Genomic DNA, 21,010 nt, shown 5'->3' with positions numbered 1-21,010 from the left:
TTCTTCAATCGCATCAGCCTTTCAGCATCTTTTGAAATTCATCCTCTGAAATGATCTTCACGTTAAGCTTTTCAGCCTTCTCACGTTTGGCAGGTCCCATGTTTTCACCCGCTACCAGATAATCCAGCTTGGCTGAAACACCAGATAGTACTTTACCTCCATTTGCAATGATGACGTCCTTGATAGCATCCCGTTCGTAATTGACGAAAGTGCCAGAGACAACAAATGATTTACCTCCAAGTGAATTGCTTTCAAGTTCGACTTCTTTCTCAGAAGACACAAAATCCAGACCTGCCTTCCTTAACCGGTCAATCTCTTTCAGGTTGTCGCGTACCTTAAAAAAGGCAACAACACTTTCGGCAATCTTTTCACCCACTTCAGGGGCATTTAACAATTCATCATAAGTAGCTTTCTGAAGATTGTCCATATTCTTGAAATACCGGGCAAGTTTTTCCGCAACGGTCTTTCCAACGAAGCGAATGCCATTGGCAAATAATACCGACTCAAATGGGGTGGATTTTGAATTTTCTATCCCTGCCAGTAGATTTCTTGTTGATACTTCTTTAAAGCCCTCCAGTTTCATGACAGATTCTTTTGTCAGGTCATAGAGATCCGCAGGACTTTTTACAATGCCGAGTTCATACAACTGGCTGATGGTCTTTTCCCCCAATGAATCGATGTTCATTGCTTTGCGCTGAATGAAGTGCTCGATCTTTCCCTTGATCTGAGGAGGACAGCCTTTTTCATTAGGACAATAATGGTTTGCTTCACCTTCTTTGCGGACCAGTCCGGCTCCGCATTCAGGGCATTTGGTTATATAGTTAACAGGTTTCGTTCCTGATTTTCTTTTAGCAATATCTACACTGGTCACTTTAGGAATGATCTCGCCGCCCTTTTCTACAAACACATAATCACCGATGCGAAGATCAAGACGGGCAATCTCATTGGCGTTGTGAAGGGAGGCGCGCTTAACCGTAGTGCCTGCGAGTAGTACCGGTTCCAGTTCGGCGACAGGAGTGATGGCACCTGTTCTTCCTACCTGATAGGTAATGCCATTGAGTCGTGTGCTGAGGCTTTCGGATTTGTATTTAAAGGCAATTGCCCACCTTGGACTCTTTGCAGTAAGACCAAGTTGTCTTTGCTGCTCGAGATTGTTGACCTTTATAACAACGCCATCCGTGTCCAATGGAAGGCTTTGACGTCGGCTATCCCAGTGATTGATATATTCCAGAACTTCTTTAATGTTCTTACATTTTTTATATGTTGGAGAAACACTAAAGCCCATGGCTTCGAGTTTTTTGATCCCTTCCTCATGTGTTTCAATTTTGTTATCTGCTCCAAGAAGATAGTAGGTAAAACAATCCAGTTTTCGTTGAGCGACAGTTTTGGAATCCTGCATCTTCAGTGTTCCTGAAGCGGTGTTGCGGGCGTTGGCATATTTCTCTTCACCAATATCCTCCTGCTCTTTGTTCAGTTTTTCAAATACTTTCTTTGGAAGAAAGACCTCGCCGCGCACTTCAAAAGAGGGTGGGAAGTTCTTTCCTTTTGCCCGGAGGGGTATAGAATGAATTGTTTTCACATTAGCAGTAACATCATCACCCCGGACACCATCACCCCGTGTGATGCCACGCTTCAGCATTCCCTCTTCATAGATGAGACTAATGGAAACGCCATCAAACTTCAATTCGCAAAAATATTCGTAGGGATCGCCATCCAGCCCTTTTGCAACTCGCCCGTCAAAGTCCTCGAGCTCTTCCTGAGAATATGTATTGCCCAGTGAAAGCATTGGATATTTATGAACCACTGTTTCAAATTCCTTGGTAATGGTTCCACCGACACGCTGGGTAGGAGAGTCAGAAAGTTTGAGTTGAGGAAACTGATTTTCAATTGCCAGTAGCTGTTCTAAAAGCTTGTCAAATTCGAGATCGCTGATCTCAGTTTTACTCTTTTGATAATAGAGCTCGCTGTGATGATTGATTTGCTCAGTGAGCTTTGTGATTTGCTTTTTAGCCTCAGAAATAGTCATGACGCTAAAGTAATTTGAAAATCTGTAAATCTGAAGATTGATTCTGTGAAGAAAAGTGCTTCACGAAATCAGGGTTACTGATTCAGTAGATTGAGTGTCATTAAGGCTGCGAGTCCGGCGGTTTCTGTCCGGAGGCGGGAAGGGCCAAGACTTACTTTTTTAAATCCTGAGGCGATGGCGAGTGATAGTTCTTCTTTGGTAAAATCTCCTTCAGGGCCAATGGTAATCAGGTAATCTGATCCGGACATTGCAAGATTCTTCAACTGATCCGGGTTCTCATGATCAACGTAGGCAATGAATCTTTGAGACTCTTTTGCGTCAGCGACGAACTTTTCAAAAGGGATCATGTAGGATAACATCGGCAACCAGGCTTTCTGTGATTGCTTCATGGCGCTGATCACAAGCTTTTCGAGTCGCTCAATATTGATGCTCTTACGCTCCGATGTTCTGCATTGGATGAATGATATTTTTTCGATACCTATCTCCACAGCCTTTTCAACCATCCATTCGATTCGGTCTGCATTTTTGGTGGGAGCGATGGCGAGGTGAATGGAAAAGTTCCGCGGAGGGATGATGCTGATTTTTATAATGCTGAATCCGCATTCGTGAGGATCCGCCGTTGTAATCTTGCCAAGATAGAAACCACCTTTTCCATCCGTCAATTCAATCTCAGTTCCTTGCTCCAACCGCAAGACCCTGATAGCATGCTTCGACTCTTCTGCCAGCAGATGTCCCAGGGTGATGTCAGGTTGATAAAAGAGATGCATCTGATCTCAGGTAATTGATGAGTGAATTCTATTTATACTCTTTCTCCAGTCTTGCAACGAGATCCACATAATCCTGCATTGCCTGGTCTTTAGTTTTACCCTTGATCGCTGCCCAGGCATCGTATTTGGCGATAGCTTTGAAATCAAATCCTCCCGGGCGATCGCCCGTCACATCCCCATCCGTTGCCTGCTTGAATAATGAATAGATGCTTAGTAGTTCTTCGTTGGAAGGACGTTTTGTAAAATCCTTGGAGCGTGATGCTGCGGATTGGAAGTCTTCTTGTAGTGCCATGGTTTTTCGGTTGATAGGAAATAAAAAACAGTTGACAAAGTTTGTTCAATCGAACGGCTTTGTCAACTGCCTTCTGTTTAATAATGGATGTATTTATCGCTTGGCGATTTCTACATAAGGACGCAATTTCTGTCCAGTGTAGATCTGTCTTGGACGCCCGATAGGTTCCTTATTCTCACGCATTTCTTTCCATTGTGCGATCCATCCTGGAAGACGTCCCATGGCAAACATGACGGTAAACATGTCTACCGGAATGCCTAACGCGCGGTAAATGATACCGGAATAGAAATCCACATTAGGATAGAGTTTGCGTTCTACGAAGTAAGGATCTTTCAATGCGGCCTCTTCAAGCTTCATGGCGATTTCGAGAACCGGATCATTAACACCCAGTTTCTTTAATACGTCATCGGCAGCTTTCTTGATGATCTTGGCACGTGGATCAAAGTTTTTATAAACGCGATGACCAAAGCCCATTAGGCGGAAGCCACTATTCTTATCTTTTGCTTTGTTAATCCACTTCTCAGTATCGCCACCATCTTTCTTGATCTCTTCAAGCATCAGGATCACTTCCTGATTGGCGCCACCATGCAGTGGTCCCCAAAGTGCATTGATACCCGCTGAAATGGAAGAGTAGATGCTGGCCTTTGATGATCCCACCATACGTACGGTAGAAGTAGAGCAATTCTGTTCGTGATCAGCATGAAGGATCAGAAGCTTATCAAGAGCACCTGCTACCACTGGATCAACTTCATATTGTTCTGCCGGTAAAGCATATAACATCTTCAGGAAACGTGCACAATAGTCGAGCGAATTGTCGGGATAGTTAACAGGATGTCCGACTGCATTTTTGTATGCCCATGCCGCGAACGTTGGCATTTTAGCCAAAGAACGAACGATGCTTAGATAAACTCCTTCGACCGAACGATTTGGATCGAGTGACTCTGGATAGAAAGCTGTTTGTGCACAGAACATAGATGCCAACACACCCATAGGATGGGAAGTGGAAGGGAATCCGTCAAGTATTTTTTTGATATCCTCGTGAACCAGAGTATGCGTCTTGATGTCATTGGAGAATTTACCCAGTTCTTCTTTCTTAGGCAGTTCACCAAAGATAAGGAGGTAGGCAACTTCCAGGAAGCTGGATTTGTCAGCAAGGTCTTCAATAGAATATCCGCGGTAGCGAAGAATGCCTTTGTCTCCATCAAGGAAAGTAATTGCACTTTTTGTAGCGCCTGTATTCTTATAGCCAGGATCCAGTGTTACGGCACCTGCTTTTTCTAAAAGATCACCAATCTGAATACCCTGTTCATTTTCTGTGCCTTCAAATACGGGAAGTTCATATGTTTTTCCGTCCAAAATCAATTGCGCTGTCTTTGCCATGATAAGTCTATTTTGCTCTAAAGTAAATCGGGGTTTTTGTAGTTGGAAGTCCTTTGGGTTAATTATTTCCTAAAATCAAAGGCATTCCATCCTTACCTGATCCTATAATCACCACTTTTGAATTGGGAGATTTAGAAAGCTCCAAAGTTGCCTCTATACCTCTCATTTTCAATAATTTGTCAGACAAGCTGTTATTGATAATGTTATTGGCCCGTGATTCACCTTCAGCGGCAATTCTCTTTCTTTCTGCTTCGCTCTTTTCCTTATCAAGGCGGAATTGGTAAGCCAATGCCTCTTGTTCCTGTTGGAGCTTGTTTTCAATAGCACCTTTTATTTGCTCAGGAAGGACGATGGATCGGATAAGGACAGCAGTTGCGGTGACGAAGTTTGCGGTGAGAATCTTTTCAGTTTCATTTTTGATCGCTCCTTCAACTTCAGGGCGTTTCGTTGAGTAAATCTCCTCCGCTGTGTAACGGCCCATGACCTGTCTCACTGTAGAGCGAACCTCAGGAATTACAAGTACATCCACATATGACTGAGTGAACTTCTGATGCACATATCCGATTTGTTCGGGGATTGGAAAATAACGAACGGTGATGTCCACGTGAATGGAGAGGCCATTTTTATCAAGAATGTCCATGTTCTCATCAGAGGATTGCTCATTGACCTTATAGATATAGATCTTGTTCCAGGGTGCTTTCCAATGAATACCCTGATCAATTACATTTTCCTTGTCAAGTCCAATGGTAAAAGGGTAGAACATGACTGCTCTTTCGGTTGATTCAATGGTAAAGAATAAGCTTGAGGATACTGACATCAGAATTATGATGCCTACCACTCCGGCAATGATAATGGGTAATCTGCGGTTATTCATATTGATTAGTTAATTCCAGGTTAGAGGAGCGTTAAAGTTAGTAAAATTGATCGTTCAGAATAAGGAGACTTTGCCCTGGATCCTCAGGATTCTTTGGATTCTTCCTGACGGGGCAGGCCTAAAAGACGGCCGATGATGAGCATTCCATAGATGTTTCCCCAGACTGCTTCAATTGTGCTGATATTACGGATAAGACGTGTTGGCTCCAACCCTGGGTCAACACCTCCCAAAATGCAGAAGCTATAAGTAACACATTCAGAGTAGTTGGGAAGTCCAAGTTCAATGTCAGCGCCAAGAGAGCCAGGATTAATGATGGTAAGAAGATCGTAAAGGCTTCCGAAAGAGATTCCTATCATAAGAAAAATAGAGGCCGCTCCCCAGAGTTTATCGCCGGACATAAAGCCGCCGGAGAAGATGTCCCGGATGGCAAATGAAATGACAGTGACTTCAATTGGAAAGAGGAGACTATGGATGGTCAGAAGATACGCCTGGCGATTGGCAATGTGTATGGTTTGATAGTATGGGAATTCAACCAGCGATCCAACGACGACAATTCCCAGTAAAACAAAAAAGATCGTGCGGATGAGCGTCTTGTTGGTGGTGAAGTCTCTTAAAAGATCCCATAGTAGAAAAGCATAGGTGGCACCGAAGAAGGAGAAGACAGCAATGATGAATTTAGATGCATCACTTTTTGAATCGGTGAGAAGCGGTTCTGAAAGCGTGAGACCGAATACTATAATGAGGATCTGGATCAGAACGATGTTACGGTAGTCTTTTGTCTTTTCGCGCTGCAGCTCGCGTTTGGAAAGAACCCGGTCAAGAGAAAAATTAAACATAGGAAAGGATGTAGTGCAAGGTAGGTTTTTTTGACTATTTTTTTCTGCTGGCGGGAATGGAAAACGCGGCACGAAACCGGTTCCTGAAATATGGAATAAATGAAAAAAGCGACCTTATGGATCGCTCTTTTATGGTTATTAAAAGGAGTTACTTATCCTTTGGTGTATCCATCATTGAAATCCAGCTTTGCTTGCTCTACTGAATTTTCAACTGCAGTTTTAACTTCTGATGCTTTATCAACAACGGCAGTTTTCACTTGACCAGCCTTTGCAATCACATTCTTCTTAACAGACTTTGCTTTTTGAGTAACCGCTTTCTTAACAGTCCCTGCTTTTTTCACTACTGCTTTTTTAACTCCGGCAGCTTTCTTTGTTACTGCTTTCTTGATCGATTTCGCTTTCGCGCCGAGCTTTCTTGCAATAGATTTCTTTGCTTTTTTCACAGCCTTTTTAGCCGCTTTTTTCACAATCTTCTTCGCTTTTTTCTTTGCCATAGCAACTGATTTTTAATGGTTGTTTTCTGATTTAGTGCATCAGAATTTCTGATGTGGGTATAAAGTTACATAACTGTTTATTTCTAAAGTTATGATCTCTGATTTTTTTATACAACTTTAGGTGCTTATACCTATGCAACGAAAATACGTCGTACTCATTCTCCTCTCGGTGCTGTCGGTAATTACCTTCCTCGATCGTAACGCAATCTCCCTTGCCGGACAACGGATCACAGAAGAGCTTCAACTAACCGATGGTCAGTTTGGATGGATATTAAGCGCTTTTACCATTGCTTATGGTGTCTTCGAAATCCCAACAGGTCTTATGGGAGATCGGTTTGGTGCTAAACGCATCTTGATAAGGGTTGTATTATGGTGGTCATTCTTCACAATCATTACCGGATTTGCAGGAGGTTTTGCTTCCCTGTTTATCATCAGGTTTATGTTCGGCGCAGGTGAAGCAGGAGCTTATCCCAACACTGCTATCGCCATTCGTGGCTGGTTTCCTGCTGTTGAACGTGCAAGAGCTCAGGCTCTCATCTGGATGTCTAGTCGTATCGGGGGAGCAATTGCACCGTTTCTTGTCATTCCATTGCAAATGCACTATGGCTGGAGAGTTTCTTTCTATGTTTTGGGAGCAGTGGGTGTGGTCTGGGTATTGATATGGACCATCATGTATCGTGATGCCGAAGAAAACCATGAGCCTGTAACGAAGTCAGAGGATGGAGTGTCATGGAAAGTATGGTTGTCCAATGGCAATTTCTGGTTACTGATGATGATGTATTTCTGTTATGCGGGGGGTGTATTCTTCTTTATATCCTGGCTTCCGAGATACTTGCAGAATGGCAGGGGCATCACTGAAGATCAGCTTGCCTACTCTGCATCGCTTCCATTTTTTCTGGCCGCTATTGGCTGTCTTGCCGGCGGATCGATCAGTGATTTGCTTGTAAAGAAGATCGGAATGAACTGGGGCAGGAGGCTGGTACCTTTAATCGGATTGATATTATCGGGATCCTCCATGCTAATGGTAGCCATGATCACTGATAATTCTGTAGCAATCATATTCCTTGCACTAGGGCTCGCATTTATGGATGTCACTGCGCCCGTCTCGTGGGCAGTTGCCACAAGCATGGGAGGTAAGAATAGTGGAGCGATCACTGGCGCTATGAATACAGCAGGTCTGCTTGCCGGAACGCTTATTTCGGTGGGGGTAGGATATGTGGTCACATCATTTCATAGTTATACAATTCCTGTTGTTGTGATCGGAGCTCTATTAATTTTTGGAGGATTCCTCTGGCTTTTCATTGATGCCGATCGCAAGCTCTAAACCCATCGGTCCATTATAAAAGATTTGCATTATCTTTTCGCTATGGAAAAATGTCAATGCAGTCAGTGTGGGTCAACTGATTTCACAAAAGAAGATAATGAATTTCTTAGATGCAATCATTGTCATAGTTTGTTCCGCATGTTGAATCCTCCCTCGAATGCCAAACTGATAATCAATAAAGGAGCAAATGTCATTTTTGGAAAGACATCCAACGTAGTCATCAAAGGGGGAGTGGAGATCAAGGAAGGAGCCAACGTGGAATTTCTTGGCAAGCTTGAAATCATCACGAAATCTTCCGATGAAGAAATTGAAAAAGCAAAGCACCACCTCGCTCTTGTAAAAGAGAAAAAATGAGCTTTGCTCTAAGTTGATTCTATTTCTTTAAATCAATCTTTTCTTTCTTTCCGAACTTACCTCCAAAGAAATCATTTGGATTCCAGGAAGGGCGCGTCGTTTCCTGATTGATGAAATGCCCGATGAGGAAATTTACCTTAACGTGCATGGCTGCTGCATTGAAATCAAATGCCTGGCTCATATCATCCTGAGGTGTGTGATAGATTGTGCTTCGCCACGCCAGATCAGATTTTGAACGGTCGACTTTGTCTTCCGGAACGGTCATAAAGCCGCTCTTTATGAATAGTGCGGGAATTCCTTTCTTAATAAAACTATAGTGATCACTACGTACAAATACAACCTGCTCTGGAAATGGATCAGGACTGATCTTTAGATTGAGATAGGTTGCAGCTTTTTCTACCTGTTTTGAAAGACTGGAGTGCTGAGCACCATAAGGGACTATATCAAGAACAGGATGGAAGAAGAAAGGCATGTCGATGGCAAGATTAGCGACAATGCTTTCAGGTTTGATCGATGGATTGTTGATAAAATAATCTGATCCCAATAATCCATACTCTTCTCCCGTCACTACGGCAAAAATGATAGAGCGTGCTGGAGGTTTTGGATAATTTCGAAATGCCTGAGCGATGCCCAGGAGAATAGATACCCCCGAAGCGTTATCATGAGCACCATTGTAAATGGAATCTCCTTTAACTGGCGCTCCTTTTCCAAAGTGATCAAGGTGGGCAGCATAGACAATGTATTCGTCTTTTAGTTTTGGATCAGAACCGGGAAGTACGCCTACAAGATTTGATCCCTGAACAAAACTATGAGCGGTCTTTACTTTAATGGATGCTTCTGCATTCAGGGAGAATGACCCGGGCTTATCTGATTTTGCATTAAGCAATACAGTTTCAAGTGTTTTACCGGAACCCGTGAAAAGCCTGGAAGCAAATTCAGGATTAAAACTGACAGAAGCTTTTAGCTCATCAGCAGCATTAGCAGGTTTACCTTCCTTGTTCAGCCATTTGAATGATCCTTGTTTCGTTCTTCTTACCATTGCCTCCCATGAACTTCTGTTATCAGTGGGTGTGCTGAAAGAAATGACTCCAACAGCCCCGCGCATAATAGCCTCTGTTAATTTCGATGCAGAAGAAAAGTACGCTCTCTCGTTGGATGGAAATCCCGAAGGTGCTCCATTGAGATAGACGACAATCTTTCCTTTAACATCAACTCCCTTATAATCATCATATGATAATTCTGGTGCTGAAACTCCAAAGCCAACGAAGACCAGAGCTGCCTTGACTTCTGATTCTGTTTGAGGAAAGTATGGATTGACGATAAAATCTTTTCCAAGTGTCAGTGTCTCCTGCTTGCCTTTGATCGTTAATACAAAGCTGCTTCCGGCTTCATCAACAATGCCTTTGCGAAAGGGTACAGGCTGGAGGTAAGAAACGCCATCGACTCCGGGTTGCAGTCCAAGTGAAATAAACTGTGTTTCGATATATTTTGAAGCAATGGAAAATCCTTTTGTTCCAGGTTGACGTCCTTCAATGAGATCGTCGGCGAGGAAAGTCATATGGCCTTTAATCGCATTTGCATTAACATCGGTCAGTGTTTTTTCAAGATCCTGATCAGCCTGAGAAAATGAACTGCTGAAATGTAAGGTGAGGAGCGAGGCAAGGAAAAGTATGATCTTTTTATTCATGATAAGATAAGATTAAAGTGATACGATATTTAATTGCATCCAAAGTTGCCGGAAATTTTTCTGTTGATGTTCTTTTTGGTTTGGATATCCATCAAAGCTATGTCATTGAATGTGACTTTAAATTTTCCAGACACATTTTTTAATATCACAACTTGTCCTGAAAGTGCGTTGTAATTTTTACCATCAAATAACTCGCCGTTGACATGGATTAAGACCTGCCCTTTACCAATCGGTTCTTCAAAAACTGTGGTGTATGTGCCGCTGACAGGTTCCGGGGTATTAAACTGGATCTGACACATACTGGCGGAAACTGTGTTGAAAGCGGCGATGGAGAGACTTTTTCCATCGGAACTTAAGTCGGTAGAGCATTGAGTGTCGTCAATTTTAATTCCATTCTCGCCGTAGCTCAGTATGGGCATTGTTTGCATCAGGTTGTCTCTGGACTTGAAACCAGGAAGAGTTGCACTTAAAGCAAATAGAAATACCAATATCGATCTTCTTACTTTTTGCATTTATGAAGGTCCGCTTTGTTTTTTTAAAGATAATTAAAATGGTGTCTTATTGGATTCGCAATATAAACGCGGTTGTTATTGCCAATGACCGGCTGTATTTGGCAGATCACCGATAGCACCCTACCAAATAACGAATCGATCCATCCTTGATTAATGAACTTAAATAAATTATTTACCTTTGTAAAACAAACCAACATTCTATGAAAAAAATCTTATTAATGCTATTTGCAGTGTTGACTGTTTCGGCAGCATCTGCTCAAATTGAAAAAGGAACTGTGCTGGTGGGAGTTAATTCAGCGTTTTCGGTTACACGAAGCATTCCTAGTACAGGTTCGGGTTCGACAGATTACAATCTTAATCTCAAGGGCGGTTATTTTCTTGCTGAGAATTTTGTGTTAGGTCTTAACCTCGGAGTATCGGGTTATAGCACCGATGCATCAAGCGGAAGTTCAACTTTGGTGGGTGTATTCGGACGTTACTATTTCAACGGAAAGATATTTTTAGGTGCAGGTGTTAACTCTTCTTCAAGTGGTGGCTCCAGCTCAACCTCAATTCCTTTGGAAGTAGGCTATGCAGCATTTATCAATAAATTTATAGCTGTTGAGCCAGCAATAAGATTTGTGAAGTATGACAATGGCAGTACCATCGGTCTGGGTGTCGGATTTACTTTCTATCTGAACAGGGGAGAGTAATGGTTTAAAAGATAAAACCCGATGAGCGCATCAGCATTCATCGGGTTTTTTATTGGTATGAACTTCTGATTTCTAGTTAATAGCTTCGCCCTTCTCAAGTTTTTTCACCATAACGTCAATTGCAGTTTTAACCTGAGGATTTGTTTCAGCTTTGAAAGCATCCTGCATAAACTTCAATGCTTTTTTATTATCCCCATTTGCAGAATAACCACGCGCCATACCCGTCAGCGCATTTGCATTACCTGGATTGCGTTTGAGATTTGTCTCAAAAACTACCATCGCATCCTTGGGTCTTTTCTGAGTGATCAACGTCCGGCCATAATTTGATATTTGACCCGGAGTAGCATCTGGCAAGTTGATAGCTTCTTTCATCACGGCATCAGCTTCAGCTTGTTTCCCCTGCGCTGCCAGAACATTTGCTTTTGAATTATAGATCGGGAAATAGCGAATGTTACGGTCGATCAGACTTTGGTCCCAGGCAAGAGCTTCGTCAAGATTTAGTTTTTTGCCGGCAAAGAAGTTTGTTGCGGCAACCACATTCAGCCAGTTGAATCCTTTAGGGCCACTTAACTCCTCACGGATCTTCTTTACATATAAGTCATCTCCGTTTGGTACACTGATCTTGAAGGGAACGGCAATTTTCTCCCACTTTAATCGTGCTGTCGTACTGTTCTGCTGGCGATCAGAGAAATCATAAGTGAGCCACTCTGTAAACTCGCTTGCGGCTGGCTTTACATTTATCCGTAATACATCTTCAGAAGGAATATAGAAAAAACTTCCCCATGCTCCGGCGTTGCTTGAGAATATGATGATCCATTCATCCGTTCCTGGTGCCATGTGCAATCCATACGTTCCTGCTTTCAAAGGTTTGCCTTCAACTTCCACATCCGTAGTGAAAGTTATGGTTGTGTTTTCATTTGCACCGGCTCTCCATGGAGAGGGATTTGTATCAGAACTTCTGAATCCGCCAAGATTGGTCATGCCATAGGGAACAAGCTTGCCCCAGATCTCCCGACCGGCTACATCAGGACTGCTATACACAATGGTAACTTTAGATAAGCCCATGTATTGAGTCACTTCACTTTTTTGATTGTTTCCGCTCGGTGGCAAAGTCATCTGGGACCATGCGACGCTGACGACCAGGAAGCACAGAGCAACAAGCGAGAGTAATTTCTGTTTCATTTTTAAGAGGAGTTTATTTGATATTAAAGATATGGATGCTTCTTTTTTCGATGAGTAGAATTTATATGAATCGTGACATTAAGATTACTAATGGAATGAGCAACGGCAATATCCCATCAGGTGGGTTAGATTTATTAATCGATTGTCTTTCCTGAAAAAGCTTTATTAGCTTTCTCTTTTCCATGTTCGGTCCTTTTGTCAAGGAGCTTTTTGTTAGCTACCAGTTCGTCCCCCATAACTTCCGGGTCAGGTTGGATCAGAACAAATTTGAATTCCCTTAAAATATCCTGTGGTAGTCTCGATTGAGATTCAAAGTCATACGCTTTGATAGGTAGATTGATATTAGCTTCCCTTAGCTGGGCAAGAATGTCATTGATCTTCAGAAACCATTCAGAATCATTATTGGTGATCTCGTTTTGAGATATGCTGACAACAGACCGCAGTGCGATCTCGGCCATGTTGTAATTCTTTAATTTTTCCGGATCGACTGAATCTACTTTTGTGCTGCAGCAATTGACGATGATGATTGTATATTCTGAGGCAGCATCAAGTTTGATATCTTTAATTGCATCGCCAAGCGGAACTACTGTGCGAATGCCACCATCGACTGTATTACTAATAACGGTTCCGTTTTTAGTGGTGATCTTTTCAACGGGTTTCCAGATGATTGGCATCGAAGCAGACGCCAGGATTGCATTTTGAAAATCCTCATCTGTTGAAAAATCTTCAGCCCCAAAGGATTGATATTTACCCTGATCGTTGAGGGTTGCCAACCCACATTTAAAATTGGTCTTCACAGCTGCTCTTGTTACAGTGTCCTTAAGCTTCTGATGCAGGGGAGCTATGTCGGCTAGAGCCTTGGTTTCCTTTATCAGCTTTTTTATTTTGAAGAGCAAGATGATCTGTTTCCAGAAGGAGAATTTTCGAAACTCCAGCTTATCCGATTGTGATTTTGTATCAATGTATTCAGAGGTGAAAACCTCTTCTGCGCCGTTGTCAGACAACTTCTGCCAGAACTTTTCCAGTTCCTCAAACCTTTCCGATGCAACGAAGACCCCATTCAGCGCGCCGACGGAAATCCCTGTTACAATATCAAACTTCATAGGTGTACTATACGTGGGAAATATCTCTGCCCAGTGAGTGTTCATGTATTGCAGTGCACCCATTTGAAAGGCTCCGTTAAATGCTCCGCCACTCAGCACGAGCGCGATTTTTTTTGCTCCCATAAAGTTAAGTTGAGTTAAAAATTTTAAACGAACCCTTTAATTTACCCTATAATTTCTTTATTATCACGTCTCTGACCTCCCATTAGCACTTTTTTCTATCCGGTTTCATAAATCAAAAGAGCAAACCTATGTCTGCTGAGAAAGCAATTGTTTGGTATTCTTACTCGATTGTCGCCTTTTGTGTAGTCGGAGTAACATTTGTTCATATTCCTCCGGCGATGGGATATGACTGGTCATCGTATAAAATATTTTGTGATTCATGGGTCTGGGGAAGTCTTGTTATTCATTTTTTTGAAACACCTGTTATATTTTTTAATCTCTACGTTGCCTACTTCGGTCTCAAGAAGCTGACACCGGAGACCCGCGAAAATTATCTCTCCTTACTGAGCAGTTCATTCACCACGAACTTTGGTTTTTTTACGATCGAGTGCGTCCAGCTCTTTTTCAGCTTTCCGAATCACGCTGCCGGCTGGGAAAAGACTACCTACGTTTCAATTGTAGTGCTGATGCTTGGAGCACTGATCTTCCTGCTTTATGTGAAAAACCTTCTGCTCAACCAGAAAACGGGTTTTGGATTGGAAGTTCACATGGATGGATTTTATCATCCTTCTACTGAGGAAGAGATCGTTTATCTTGTAAAAGAGGCCGCCACCAGAAATGTTAAGATCCGGTGCAGAGGTGCTGCGCATTCACTATCTCACGCCATCTATGCAGGTCCATTGGACTATCCAAATAAAGTCTCTCTACCTCATCCATCCAGGTCAGAGCATATTAATATCATGCTGGATCGATATAAAAAATTCAGGTGGCTGGATGATAAGACCGGAGTTGTAGAAGTGGAAGCCGGTATTCATTTAGGTGATGATCCCAATGATGATCCTGGACAATCCAGCTTTGAGAATGGATTGCTGTATCAGATCAAGGCGAAGAACTTTACGCTGGAAGATCTTGGTGGCATCATTCACCAGACATTATCAGGATTTCTGATGACAGGAAGTTCAGGTGGATCTTTGCAATACAACATTATTGATAATATCGAAGCCTTCTCCATGATTGATGGTGAAGGAAATGTTGAGTGGTTTTATAAAGGTGAGGATCATTTCAATGCGCTTCTCACTTCATTGGGTGTTCAGGGGATCATGAGCAAGATCCGATTAAAGCTCAGCCCGATGTTTATCATTGAAGGTGAAGAGAAGACGGTTGCAATGAAGGAATGTGAAGTTGATCTGTTCGATGAAAAGACTTTGGACAAGAAAGTTCCTCTGATGGACTTCTTTAAAAAGAACGCCTATGCAAGATTGCTCTGGTGGCCGCAACCCAAAGTAGAGAGAGTTGTTATCTGGAAAGCAGATCGCCCACAAGACCCACCAGAAGATAACTTTGAGCGGCAGCCTTATAGTTCGTTGAGCAAGTATCCGTTCACGGCGCTTTTTCTTCAGACAGGAGGTTGCGTGATCTTCACCATGCTGAAGAACAGGTATTTTTTTAAGGCCTGGAAAAAACTTCTGCCTGTATTCATGGCCTATAAAAACAGTGTCTATCAGATATGGGGAAGCACCTTTACAGCATGGGTAGCAGCATGGATCGTAGTGTATTTATTGATGATCGTTTGCTTCGCGATTTCTATTTTATTCTTTATTGTAAAAATCTTCGAACCCAAATCCAATCCATGGCTTCCAACATGGGTTGTAAAGATGTTCCAGGGAATAACGAAAAAAGGTCAAACGAGAACGTTCTCAGATTATCCATGGGGAAGTCTGGCAATGGATAATGAGATCAACGACACAATTCTGGCAACTGAGTTTACGGAGATGTGGGTGCCGATTGAAGAGGCAAGTAAGGCAATGAACTTCATGAGAAGAAAATATGAAGAGAACCGATATAAGGCCTGTGGTTATTATGCCACTGAATTATATGCTACTGAGGAGAGTGACATTTGGTTAAGTCCTTCCTATGGAACCAAGGTCTTAAGAATCGATCTCTTTTGGTTTACGCACAATGAGGGTGACCCATCCGCTGAAACAAAAGGGGAGGATGGCTTCTTCAATCAATTCTGGGATGACATGAAAACTGAAGGAATCACGTTCAGATTGCATTGGGGGAAATTTCTACCGGGTCATAAAATAGCTGGAAGCACACAAACTACCTATCCTGAATGGGCCACTTATCTTAGCAAGCAGTATCCAAGATGGGATGACTTTATGAAATTGAGAGCGAAGCGCGATCCGAAGAATATCTTCATGACAGATTACTGGTCTCTTCATTTGTTTGGTAAATAATGAAATTAAGAGATCTTTTTTATTGTCTTGTACTGGTCATCACTTGTCTGGGGCAATCGTATGGACAGGTAAAGATCACTGATCCTACAGTGTTGTATGACAATTCAAAAGGACTCCAATATTGTCTTTCCAAAGGAGCAAAGAGCATTCAGCTTGATACTTCGGATTTTGTTTCAAATGTTCCTTCGCTAACAGAGAAGCTTAATAATATTATATGGGTGAAGGGCAGTTTCACTAATGTTACTCAGGAGAAGACTGTCCTGGGGGTATTGAATGCCACAATCGATAGTCTTATAGTTTATATCAAAGAGAATAACTCCCTTCGTGAACTTGCCATTACAGGAGATCGGTTTCCTTTTTATGACAGGAAGTACAAGACTGAGTGCTTTATGGTGGATATGCCTGCTTCTGACAGTGTGCAGACATTCTATCTGAAGATCAAGGTAAAAGAGCTGACGGAAATTCCTGTTTTTTTAGGTAGTCAGGATGCTTTTAAAGAGCGTTTCCATACTACTGATATAGGAGTAGCAATTTTTCTGGGAGCCATCCTTATCCTGATCATTTACAATCTCTTCATTTGCATTGCGACCAAGGAGTTGAACTACCTCATCTATGCAATGGCCAACTCTTTTGCCTTGCTACTCATCCTTACGTTGGATGGATATTCGTTTCATTACTTCTGGCCATCGTCGCCTGCACTGAATGACTTCGTTCCATCGATAGCGGCATTGAACAGTGCTTTGTATTGCCTGTTCTTTATATCATTCACCAATCTTAAGACGTATGAACCGAAATGGAGAACATATTTCGTCTGTGTTATCCTGTTCTTTGTTTCTCTCGTTCCGTTGAATCTCTTTTCTTACAATTATCTCGCCGCCTATTTGTATCAGGTATGCGCAATACCGTATATTTTTATTCAGTTGTATGTTGTGCGTAAAGTAATTCAGAAAGGATATACACCTGCCAGATATTTCTTCTGGGGCTCCTGTCTTTATTCATCTGGCGGCTTGATGTTCATCATGTATAATCTTAACATCCTTCCATTGGATTTTCCCGTTGGACTTTACCTGAAAGTCTCTCTTCTGCTGGAAGCCTGTCTTTTGAGCTTCGCCCTTGCCGATAAGCTTAACTTCCTTAAAAATGAAAATATCAGGATCACATCCGAATCCAATTCAAATCTTAAAGTAAGCAACACCAAGCTCAAGGATGCTCTCGAATCTCTGGATCTGTTTACCTACCGCTCTGCACATGATATACGTGGACCATTGATGAGACTCAAAGGATTGATTAATCTTTTGTCAACGGATCAACAGTATTTTGATACGTATGCTGATAAGCTGAAGCGCACCGCAGATAACATGGAGGCTATTCTGGACAAGCATATCATATTGAATACCCTCAAGAATTATAAGATCAGACTGTCGGATGTAAAAGCAAAGAAGATTATCGAAAGAATCGGAGTGGATTTGAATCTGCCACTTGACTCCATTTCATTTGAAGAAAAGGAGGATATTACTTTTTATTCTGATGAGTATCTGCTTTCTCTCATCTTCAAGGAAATGATTTCCAACAGTAAATTATTCGCACAGGAAAACGTTCCGTTAAGGATCAAAATAAGAGCAGCAAAGGAACGGGATAAAATACTTTTTCATTATTCTGATAATGGAAGCGGAGTAGAGGAAGCCAGCAGAGGGAAGATCTTTGAAATATTTTTCCGGGGATCCCAGGTATCTCAGGGGTCCGGAATCGGACTTAATATCGTCAGTGAGGCGGTCAGTCTTCTCAATGGAATGATCATTCTGAAGGAAAGCAAGATGGGATTAACCGTCTTCGAAATACGAATCCCGTACTCTGTAAATATCAGTGTTGGATATGCTTCCCGCGGCAGCGTTGAATCAACATCATAAATTCTATCATAATCTTAAATTCTGATGAAGATGAAATTAATTTTTACACTCTTGCTCATTTCAACTCTCTCAATTACTGGCTCTGCGCAACATCATTTCAAAGCGCCTGGAAATAAGATGCTGGTGGTAAGCGGTGGTGGTGCAAGAGGAGCGTGGGGCGTAGGACTTATCTCGGAGCTTTATAAAAAGAATGGTGGATATAAAATTGTATATGGTACCAGTACGGGAAGTCTGATGGCTCCTTTTGTATTGTTACAGAAATTTGATACCCTCAAGGAAGCTTACAGCAAGGTAAATCAGCATACAATTTTCAACATAAGTCCATTTAAGGTTAAGTATAATCCCACCACCAAAACGGTCACAACGAAGCTTCGTGTCCTCAATGGATTGTATCGCGGAATTTTTAAAAAGACGCTTGGAACAACTGATAATCTTAAGGAACTGATCGAGGATTGGTTTACAAAAAAACGTTATGACAGCCTGATTGATTTTTACAAAAGCAATAATATGATGCTGGCAGTGGCAGTTACGAATATGCGAACCGGTGCGCTTGAGATAAAGACGGATTCATCCTACAGCAAGTCGAAGGAACACTATGAGGAAATGGTAAACTGGATCTGGGCTTCTTCCAATGAGCCGTTATTTATGTCGTATGTTGAAATGAACGATCCTGCAGGAAAGAAATCATATTATGTTGATGGTGGGCTCAGGAGGGTGATACCCGTAGAGGAAGCTCTTCGCTATGCGATCAACCATAATATTGATACGATTGATGTGGTAATCAACAATTCAAAGATCCCTGAGAAGCAAAACTGGGATAAGGAGAAGGAGAGTCTCATGGGAGGATTGCTGAGGATATTGAGTATTTATAATTCAGGAACGGTCACATACAATGTCAACTATGCTGATCTTCTAAGAAATTATATTAATGACTGCGGCAAATTTCCACCACCACCTCCCAAGCATCTGAATGTATCGATATTGGCATCTGATGGTGTTGCATCTTTAGCAAATGCTGAGGAACGTGAAAGGCAGATCGTCATGAAATTTTACTGGATGGCCGATGATGTTGCAGCAAGATATCCTGACGAGCTCGGTTTTATTGAGGAAGCCATGATCGATTTAATAAGGGAAGGGGAGATCGCAGCTAAATCCAAAGACAATCGCATGGAGTTTATTATCAAGGAGAAGTCTGTGAGAGAAGTGATCAACAATACTCTCAAGTAAGCATTGACAATCTTATGGCTTCGTGCTCCAGTGTGTCAATCCTTCCTTTCTACCCTCTGTATGATCCTTTGCCAGTGTCCTGTTGATTTTTCCTGAACCGTCACTGATCCACTTCTCAGTGAATACTTTCTCATCGATTCCCGATCCTACATGTGGATGTATCCGATGCCGTATGTGCTCATCGCCCTGGTAGCTGGCATAGTAATCAATGGTTGCCTCTTCATGCTCCAGACTTATGACTGCATATCCGTTGTAACCAATATCCAGATCTTTGCCACAGATTGCACCTGGTTTCTTTAGAAAAGTGTCGGCAGTTCGTTTATCATATATCTCAAGATTTCTTGACTTCGCTAATTTCTCATCAAGATATCTTCTCTTGGAATGCTCATCAGGCATGCCGCCATTACCTATGCATCTTGCATATGTCGAGATTGAAGTTTCAGAATGGCTGAACTTTCCATACATGGAGAATCGATGTTCATGACCCCATATCCAGATGACCTCACGACCGGGTAAAAGTTCATGCAATTGACTTGCAGGATTTTTAAACTCATGCTCACCATGGAAAGCGCTACTGTTAGGATGGTGGGTGAGAACAATAATGCCTCGCTTGTTTGACTTTATGTTTACTTTTTTGATGAGCCAATCGATAACAGATTGTTTTAGCTCCAGATTTAGTTTATCCGGGTGAATATGAATGGGGATCAATCCATGTTTTAAAGAATCATATCCCGTATCAAGACCGAGTATGCACCAATGTTCTGTCTGCAGACAAAAGACGGGTTCATGACCCTGATTATTTATGCCAAGGTTCCTGTTGGTTGCTTTGATCAGATTATAGTAAGGCCGGCCCGATGAGAACATCTCATGATTTCCAGCAAGAACGAAAGTCCCTTTGCTGCCACGCGGCCATATTCCATCATCAGAATTACCTCTTCCAAAGCAGGCAGCAAGCTCTTCATCTGATCCGCAGTAATAAGTATCACCAAGATGGATGGTATAATCAGGTGCGGTTTTGTTTGGACCTTTTTCCCTGATACAATTCCCAATGAATTCTGATTGCGAAGTATTGTTAGCCCAGTCAGCGGCAATAGCAATCGTGATGGGATTGCCAGAACTGCTCTGCAACAAAGCAGGAGGATTGTCAATTGAAGAGGGATACTCATAAGATTTATGAACCCAGAAATCTTTCAGCCACAGGATGCTGTTGCGGAAATACCGTTCAATGGTCTTGCCTGCCTTGGTAAGTGCAGAAAGATCTTCTTTGACTTCGCTCGATTTTGATGGGTCTTTTGGAATTTCGTATGGATTCGCCCGGGTAGCTCTTTCGTTGGCGTAGGTCGACCTTGAAATTTGAAAGTATTGTTTCAGATTACGCTTAGCCATAAACGATGATATTCTTCAAGTTATCGAAAAGCGTTAACAAAAAGAATATCAGCAGAGCTGAAAGACTGTCAAATTGAGAATTTTATTTTGTGATTCTCCAGTACAGATTAGTGATTCGTATTTCCTGTGCTTTTCAAAGCCCAGTAGACAAGAACGGGCTGAAAGAATAATCGCAGGAATCTCTTCCGATCAGTATCGAGACCAAAGCCATCTCTCTTTTGTGTGTATTGAGAGATGTTACCTGGAAAGACAGTAATGAAAAAAGCAGCTGCTATTTTTCCAATGCTTTTTCTATGCTTTTGATTTGAAAAAGCAATAGCACTACCAAGCGCAATTTCTGCCATGCCGGAATACACAACGGTGTCATCCTTTTTTAATGGAACCCAATCCGGAACCTGTGCCTGAAATTCTTTTCTGGCAAAGGTAAGGTGACTGATGCCTGCCAGTATCAGACCCGCACCCAACAGGATGCGTGCTGCATTTTTTGTATTCTTTTCCATAATGATCGGGATACAAATACTATTCCATAGGGTGCCGCAGAGTCTGTTGAGACCCTGCGGTTAAA

General features: G+C 42.2%; 19 protein-coding genes. 6 read left to right on the top strand and 13 right to left on the bottom strand.

All coding sequences use genetic code 11. The features are described 5' to 3' along the window. Nucleotides 1-13 precede the first annotated feature (13 nt). The 7 genes from ligA to HOP08_01740 form a co-directional block, all read right to left on the bottom strand. Nucleotides 14-2,026 (bottom strand): NAD-dependent DNA ligase LigA, encoded by a 2,013-nt coding sequence (gene ligA / locus HOP08_01770; protein ID NOT73626.1) that lies wholly within the window; start codon nucleotides 2,024-2,026, stop codon nucleotides 14-16. Between the two features lie 74 nt (nucleotides 2,027-2,100). Next, complete coding sequence (locus tag HOP08_01765) at nucleotides 2,101-2,793, bottom strand: 16S rRNA (uracil(1498)-N(3))-methyltransferase (protein NOT73625.1); 693 nt, start codon at nucleotides 2,791-2,793, stop codon at nucleotides 2,101-2,103. A 28-nt stretch (nucleotides 2,794-2,821) separates the two neighbouring features. Next, nucleotides 2,822-3,085, bottom strand: a complete 264-nt coding sequence (locus HOP08_01760; GenBank protein NOT73624.1) for an acyl-CoA-binding protein — start codon at nucleotides 3,083-3,085, stop codon at nucleotides 2,822-2,824. Nucleotides 3,086-3,178: 93 nt separating this feature from the next. After that, the gene (locus HOP08_01755) at nucleotides 3,179-4,465 is read right to left on the bottom strand and encodes a citrate synthase (GenBank protein ID NOT73623.1); all 1,287 of its coding nucleotides are present in this window, start codon (nucleotides 4,463-4,465) and stop codon (nucleotides 3,179-3,181) included. A gap of 58 nt (nucleotides 4,466-4,523) precedes the next feature. After that, complete coding sequence (locus HOP08_01750) at nucleotides 4,524-5,339, bottom strand: prohibitin family protein (protein NOT73622.1); 816 nt, start codon at nucleotides 5,337-5,339, stop codon at nucleotides 4,524-4,526. 83 nt (nucleotides 5,340-5,422) lie between these two features. Beyond that, a complete protein-coding gene (locus HOP08_01745; protein NOT73621.1) occupies nucleotides 5,423-6,175 on the bottom strand; it encodes a hypothetical protein in 753 nt (250 codons plus the stop codon). A 152-nt stretch (nucleotides 6,176-6,327) separates the two neighbouring features. Beyond that, complete coding sequence (locus HOP08_01740; GenBank protein ID NOT73620.1) at nucleotides 6,328-6,669, bottom strand: hypothetical protein; 342 nt, start codon at nucleotides 6,667-6,669, stop codon at nucleotides 6,328-6,330. A gap of 133 nt (nucleotides 6,670-6,802) precedes the next feature. Between HOP08_01740 and HOP08_01735 the strand changes: the two genes are divergently transcribed. Further along, a complete protein-coding gene (locus HOP08_01735) occupies nucleotides 6,803-7,993 on the top strand; it encodes an MFS transporter (protein ID NOT73619.1) in 1,191 nt (396 codons plus the stop codon). A gap of 138 nt (nucleotides 7,994-8,131) precedes the next feature. Continuing rightward, complete coding sequence (locus HOP08_01730; GenBank protein NOT73618.1) at nucleotides 8,132-8,347, top strand: hypothetical protein; 216 nt, start codon at nucleotides 8,132-8,134, stop codon at nucleotides 8,345-8,347. A 19-nt stretch (nucleotides 8,348-8,366) separates the two neighbouring features. Here the strand turns inward: HOP08_01730 and HOP08_01725 are convergent, their stop codons facing one another. Both HOP08_01725 and HOP08_01720 read right to left on the bottom strand, forming a co-directional pair. After that, the gene (locus HOP08_01725) at nucleotides 8,367-10,034 is read right to left on the bottom strand and encodes a M28 family peptidase (GenBank protein NOT73617.1); all 1,668 of its coding nucleotides are present in this window, start codon (nucleotides 10,032-10,034) and stop codon (nucleotides 8,367-8,369) included. Nucleotides 10,035-10,063: 29 nt separating this feature from the next. After that, entirely contained in the window at nucleotides 10,064-10,546 is a 483-nt protein-coding gene (locus HOP08_01720; protein NOT73616.1) for a hypothetical protein, read from the bottom strand. Nucleotides 10,547-10,746: 200 nt separating this feature from the next. Between HOP08_01720 and HOP08_01715 the strand changes: the two genes are divergently transcribed. Then, entirely contained in the window at nucleotides 10,747-11,238 is a 492-nt protein-coding gene (locus tag HOP08_01715; GenBank protein NOT73615.1) for a hypothetical protein, read from the top strand. 72 nt (nucleotides 11,239-11,310) lie between these two features. Here HOP08_01715 and HOP08_01710 read toward each other — a convergent pair whose 3' ends face one another. Both HOP08_01710 and HOP08_01705 read right to left on the bottom strand, forming a co-directional pair. After that, a complete protein-coding gene (locus HOP08_01710; protein ID NOT73614.1) occupies nucleotides 11,311-12,420 on the bottom strand; it encodes a DUF2911 domain-containing protein in 1,110 nt (369 codons plus the stop codon). A gap of 134 nt (nucleotides 12,421-12,554) precedes the next feature. Next, nucleotides 12,555-13,646, bottom strand: coding sequence for a patatin-like phospholipase family protein (locus HOP08_01705; protein NOT73613.1), 1,092 nt, complete (start codon nucleotides 13,644-13,646; stop codon nucleotides 12,555-12,557). Nucleotides 13,647-13,774: 128 nt separating this feature from the next. Between HOP08_01705 and HOP08_01700 the strand changes: the two genes are divergently transcribed. From HOP08_01700 to HOP08_01690, 3 genes are read left to right on the top strand one after another with little or no spacing between them, the layout of a single operon-like run. After that, nucleotides 13,775-15,925 (top strand): FAD-binding protein, encoded by a 2,151-nt coding sequence (locus HOP08_01700; GenBank protein ID NOT73612.1) that lies wholly within the window; start codon nucleotides 13,775-13,777, stop codon nucleotides 15,923-15,925. Next, the gene (locus HOP08_01695) at nucleotides 15,925-17,832 is read left to right on the top strand and encodes a sensor histidine kinase (GenBank protein ID NOT73611.1); all 1,908 of its coding nucleotides are present in this window, start codon (nucleotides 15,925-15,927) and stop codon (nucleotides 17,830-17,832) included. Before HOP08_01700 ends, HOP08_01695 begins: the two co-directional genes overlap by 1 nt. 30 nt (nucleotides 17,833-17,862) lie before the next feature. Next, nucleotides 17,863-19,059 (top strand): patatin-like phospholipase family protein, encoded by a 1,197-nt coding sequence (locus HOP08_01690; GenBank protein ID NOT73610.1) that lies wholly within the window; start codon nucleotides 17,863-17,865, stop codon nucleotides 19,057-19,059. Nucleotides 19,060-19,071: 12 nt separating this feature from the next. On the opposite strand, the gene HOP08_01685 is transcribed toward HOP08_01690, so the two are convergent. Together HOP08_01685 and HOP08_01680 are read right to left on the bottom strand one after the other, a co-directional pair. Continuing rightward, the gene (locus HOP08_01685) at nucleotides 19,072-20,445 is read right to left on the bottom strand and encodes a metallophosphoesterase (GenBank protein ID NOT73609.1); all 1,374 of its coding nucleotides are present in this window, start codon (nucleotides 20,443-20,445) and stop codon (nucleotides 19,072-19,074) included. A gap of 107 nt (nucleotides 20,446-20,552) precedes the next feature. Next, the gene (locus HOP08_01680) at nucleotides 20,553-20,945 is read right to left on the bottom strand and encodes a hypothetical protein (protein ID NOT73608.1); all 393 of its coding nucleotides are present in this window, start codon (nucleotides 20,943-20,945) and stop codon (nucleotides 20,553-20,555) included. Between the last annotated feature and the right edge of the window lie 65 nt (nucleotides 20,946-21,010).

The organism is Cyclobacteriaceae bacterium (genome assembly GCA_013141055.1).
Classification (GTDB): Bacteria; Bacteroidota; Bacteroidia; order Cytophagales; family Cyclobacteriaceae; genus ELB16-189.
This window is presented reverse-complemented; position numbering and strand designations above follow the sequence as displayed.

Coding starts and splice junctions, on each gene's coding strand:
- ligA (NOT73626.1), bottom strand. CDS start 2,026: ATGACTATTTCTGAGGCTAAAAAGCAAATCACAAAGCTCACTGAGCAA.
- HOP08_01765 (NOT73625.1), bottom strand. CDS start 2,793: ATGCATCTCTTTTATCAACCTGACATCACCCTGGGACATCTGCTGGCA.
- HOP08_01760 (NOT73624.1), bottom strand. CDS start 3,085: ATGGCACTACAAGAAGACTTCCAATCCGCAGCATCACGCTCCAAGGAT.
- HOP08_01755 (NOT73623.1), bottom strand. CDS start 4,465: ATGGCAAAGACAGCGCAATTGATTTTGGACGGAAAAACATATGAACTT.
- HOP08_01750 (NOT73622.1), bottom strand. CDS start 5,339: ATGAATAACCGCAGATTACCCATTATCATTGCCGGAGTGGTAGGCATC.
- HOP08_01745 (NOT73621.1), bottom strand. CDS start 6,175: ATGTTTAATTTTTCTCTTGACCGGGTTCTTTCCAAACGCGAGCTGCAG.
- HOP08_01740 (NOT73620.1), bottom strand. CDS start 6,669: ATGGCAAAGAAAAAAGCGAAGAAGATTGTGAAAAAAGCGGCTAAAAAG.
- HOP08_01735 (NOT73619.1), top strand. CDS start 6,803: ATGCAACGAAAATACGTCGTACTCATTCTCCTCTCGGTGCTGTCGGTA.
- HOP08_01730 (NOT73618.1), top strand. CDS start 8,132: ATGTTGAATCCTCCCTCGAATGCCAAACTGATAATCAATAAAGGAGCA.
- HOP08_01725 (NOT73617.1), bottom strand. CDS start 10,034: ATGAATAAAAAGATCATACTTTTCCTTGCCTCGCTCCTCACCTTACAT.
- HOP08_01720 (NOT73616.1), bottom strand. CDS start 10,546: ATGCAAAAAGTAAGAAGATCGATATTGGTATTTCTATTTGCTTTAAGT.
- HOP08_01715 (NOT73615.1), top strand. CDS start 10,747: ATGAAAAAAATCTTATTAATGCTATTTGCAGTGTTGACTGTTTCGGCA.
- HOP08_01710 (NOT73614.1), bottom strand. CDS start 12,420: ATGAAACAGAAATTACTCTCGCTTGTTGCTCTGTGCTTCCTGGTCGTC.
- HOP08_01705 (NOT73613.1), bottom strand. CDS start 13,646: ATGGGAGCAAAAAAAATCGCGCTCGTGCTGAGTGGCGGAGCATTTAAC.
- HOP08_01700 (NOT73612.1), top strand. CDS start 13,775: ATGTCTGCTGAGAAAGCAATTGTTTGGTATTCTTACTCGATTGTCGCC.
- HOP08_01695 (NOT73611.1), top strand. CDS start 15,925: ATGAAATTAAGAGATCTTTTTTATTGTCTTGTACTGGTCATCACTTGT.
- HOP08_01690 (NOT73610.1), top strand. CDS start 17,863: ATGAAATTAATTTTTACACTCTTGCTCATTTCAACTCTCTCAATTACT.
- HOP08_01685 (NOT73609.1), bottom strand. CDS start 20,445: ATGGCTAAGCGTAATCTGAAACAATACTTTCAAATTTCAAGGTCGACC.
- HOP08_01680 (NOT73608.1), bottom strand. CDS start 20,945: ATGGAAAAGAATACAAAAAATGCAGCACGCATCCTGTTGGGTGCGGGT.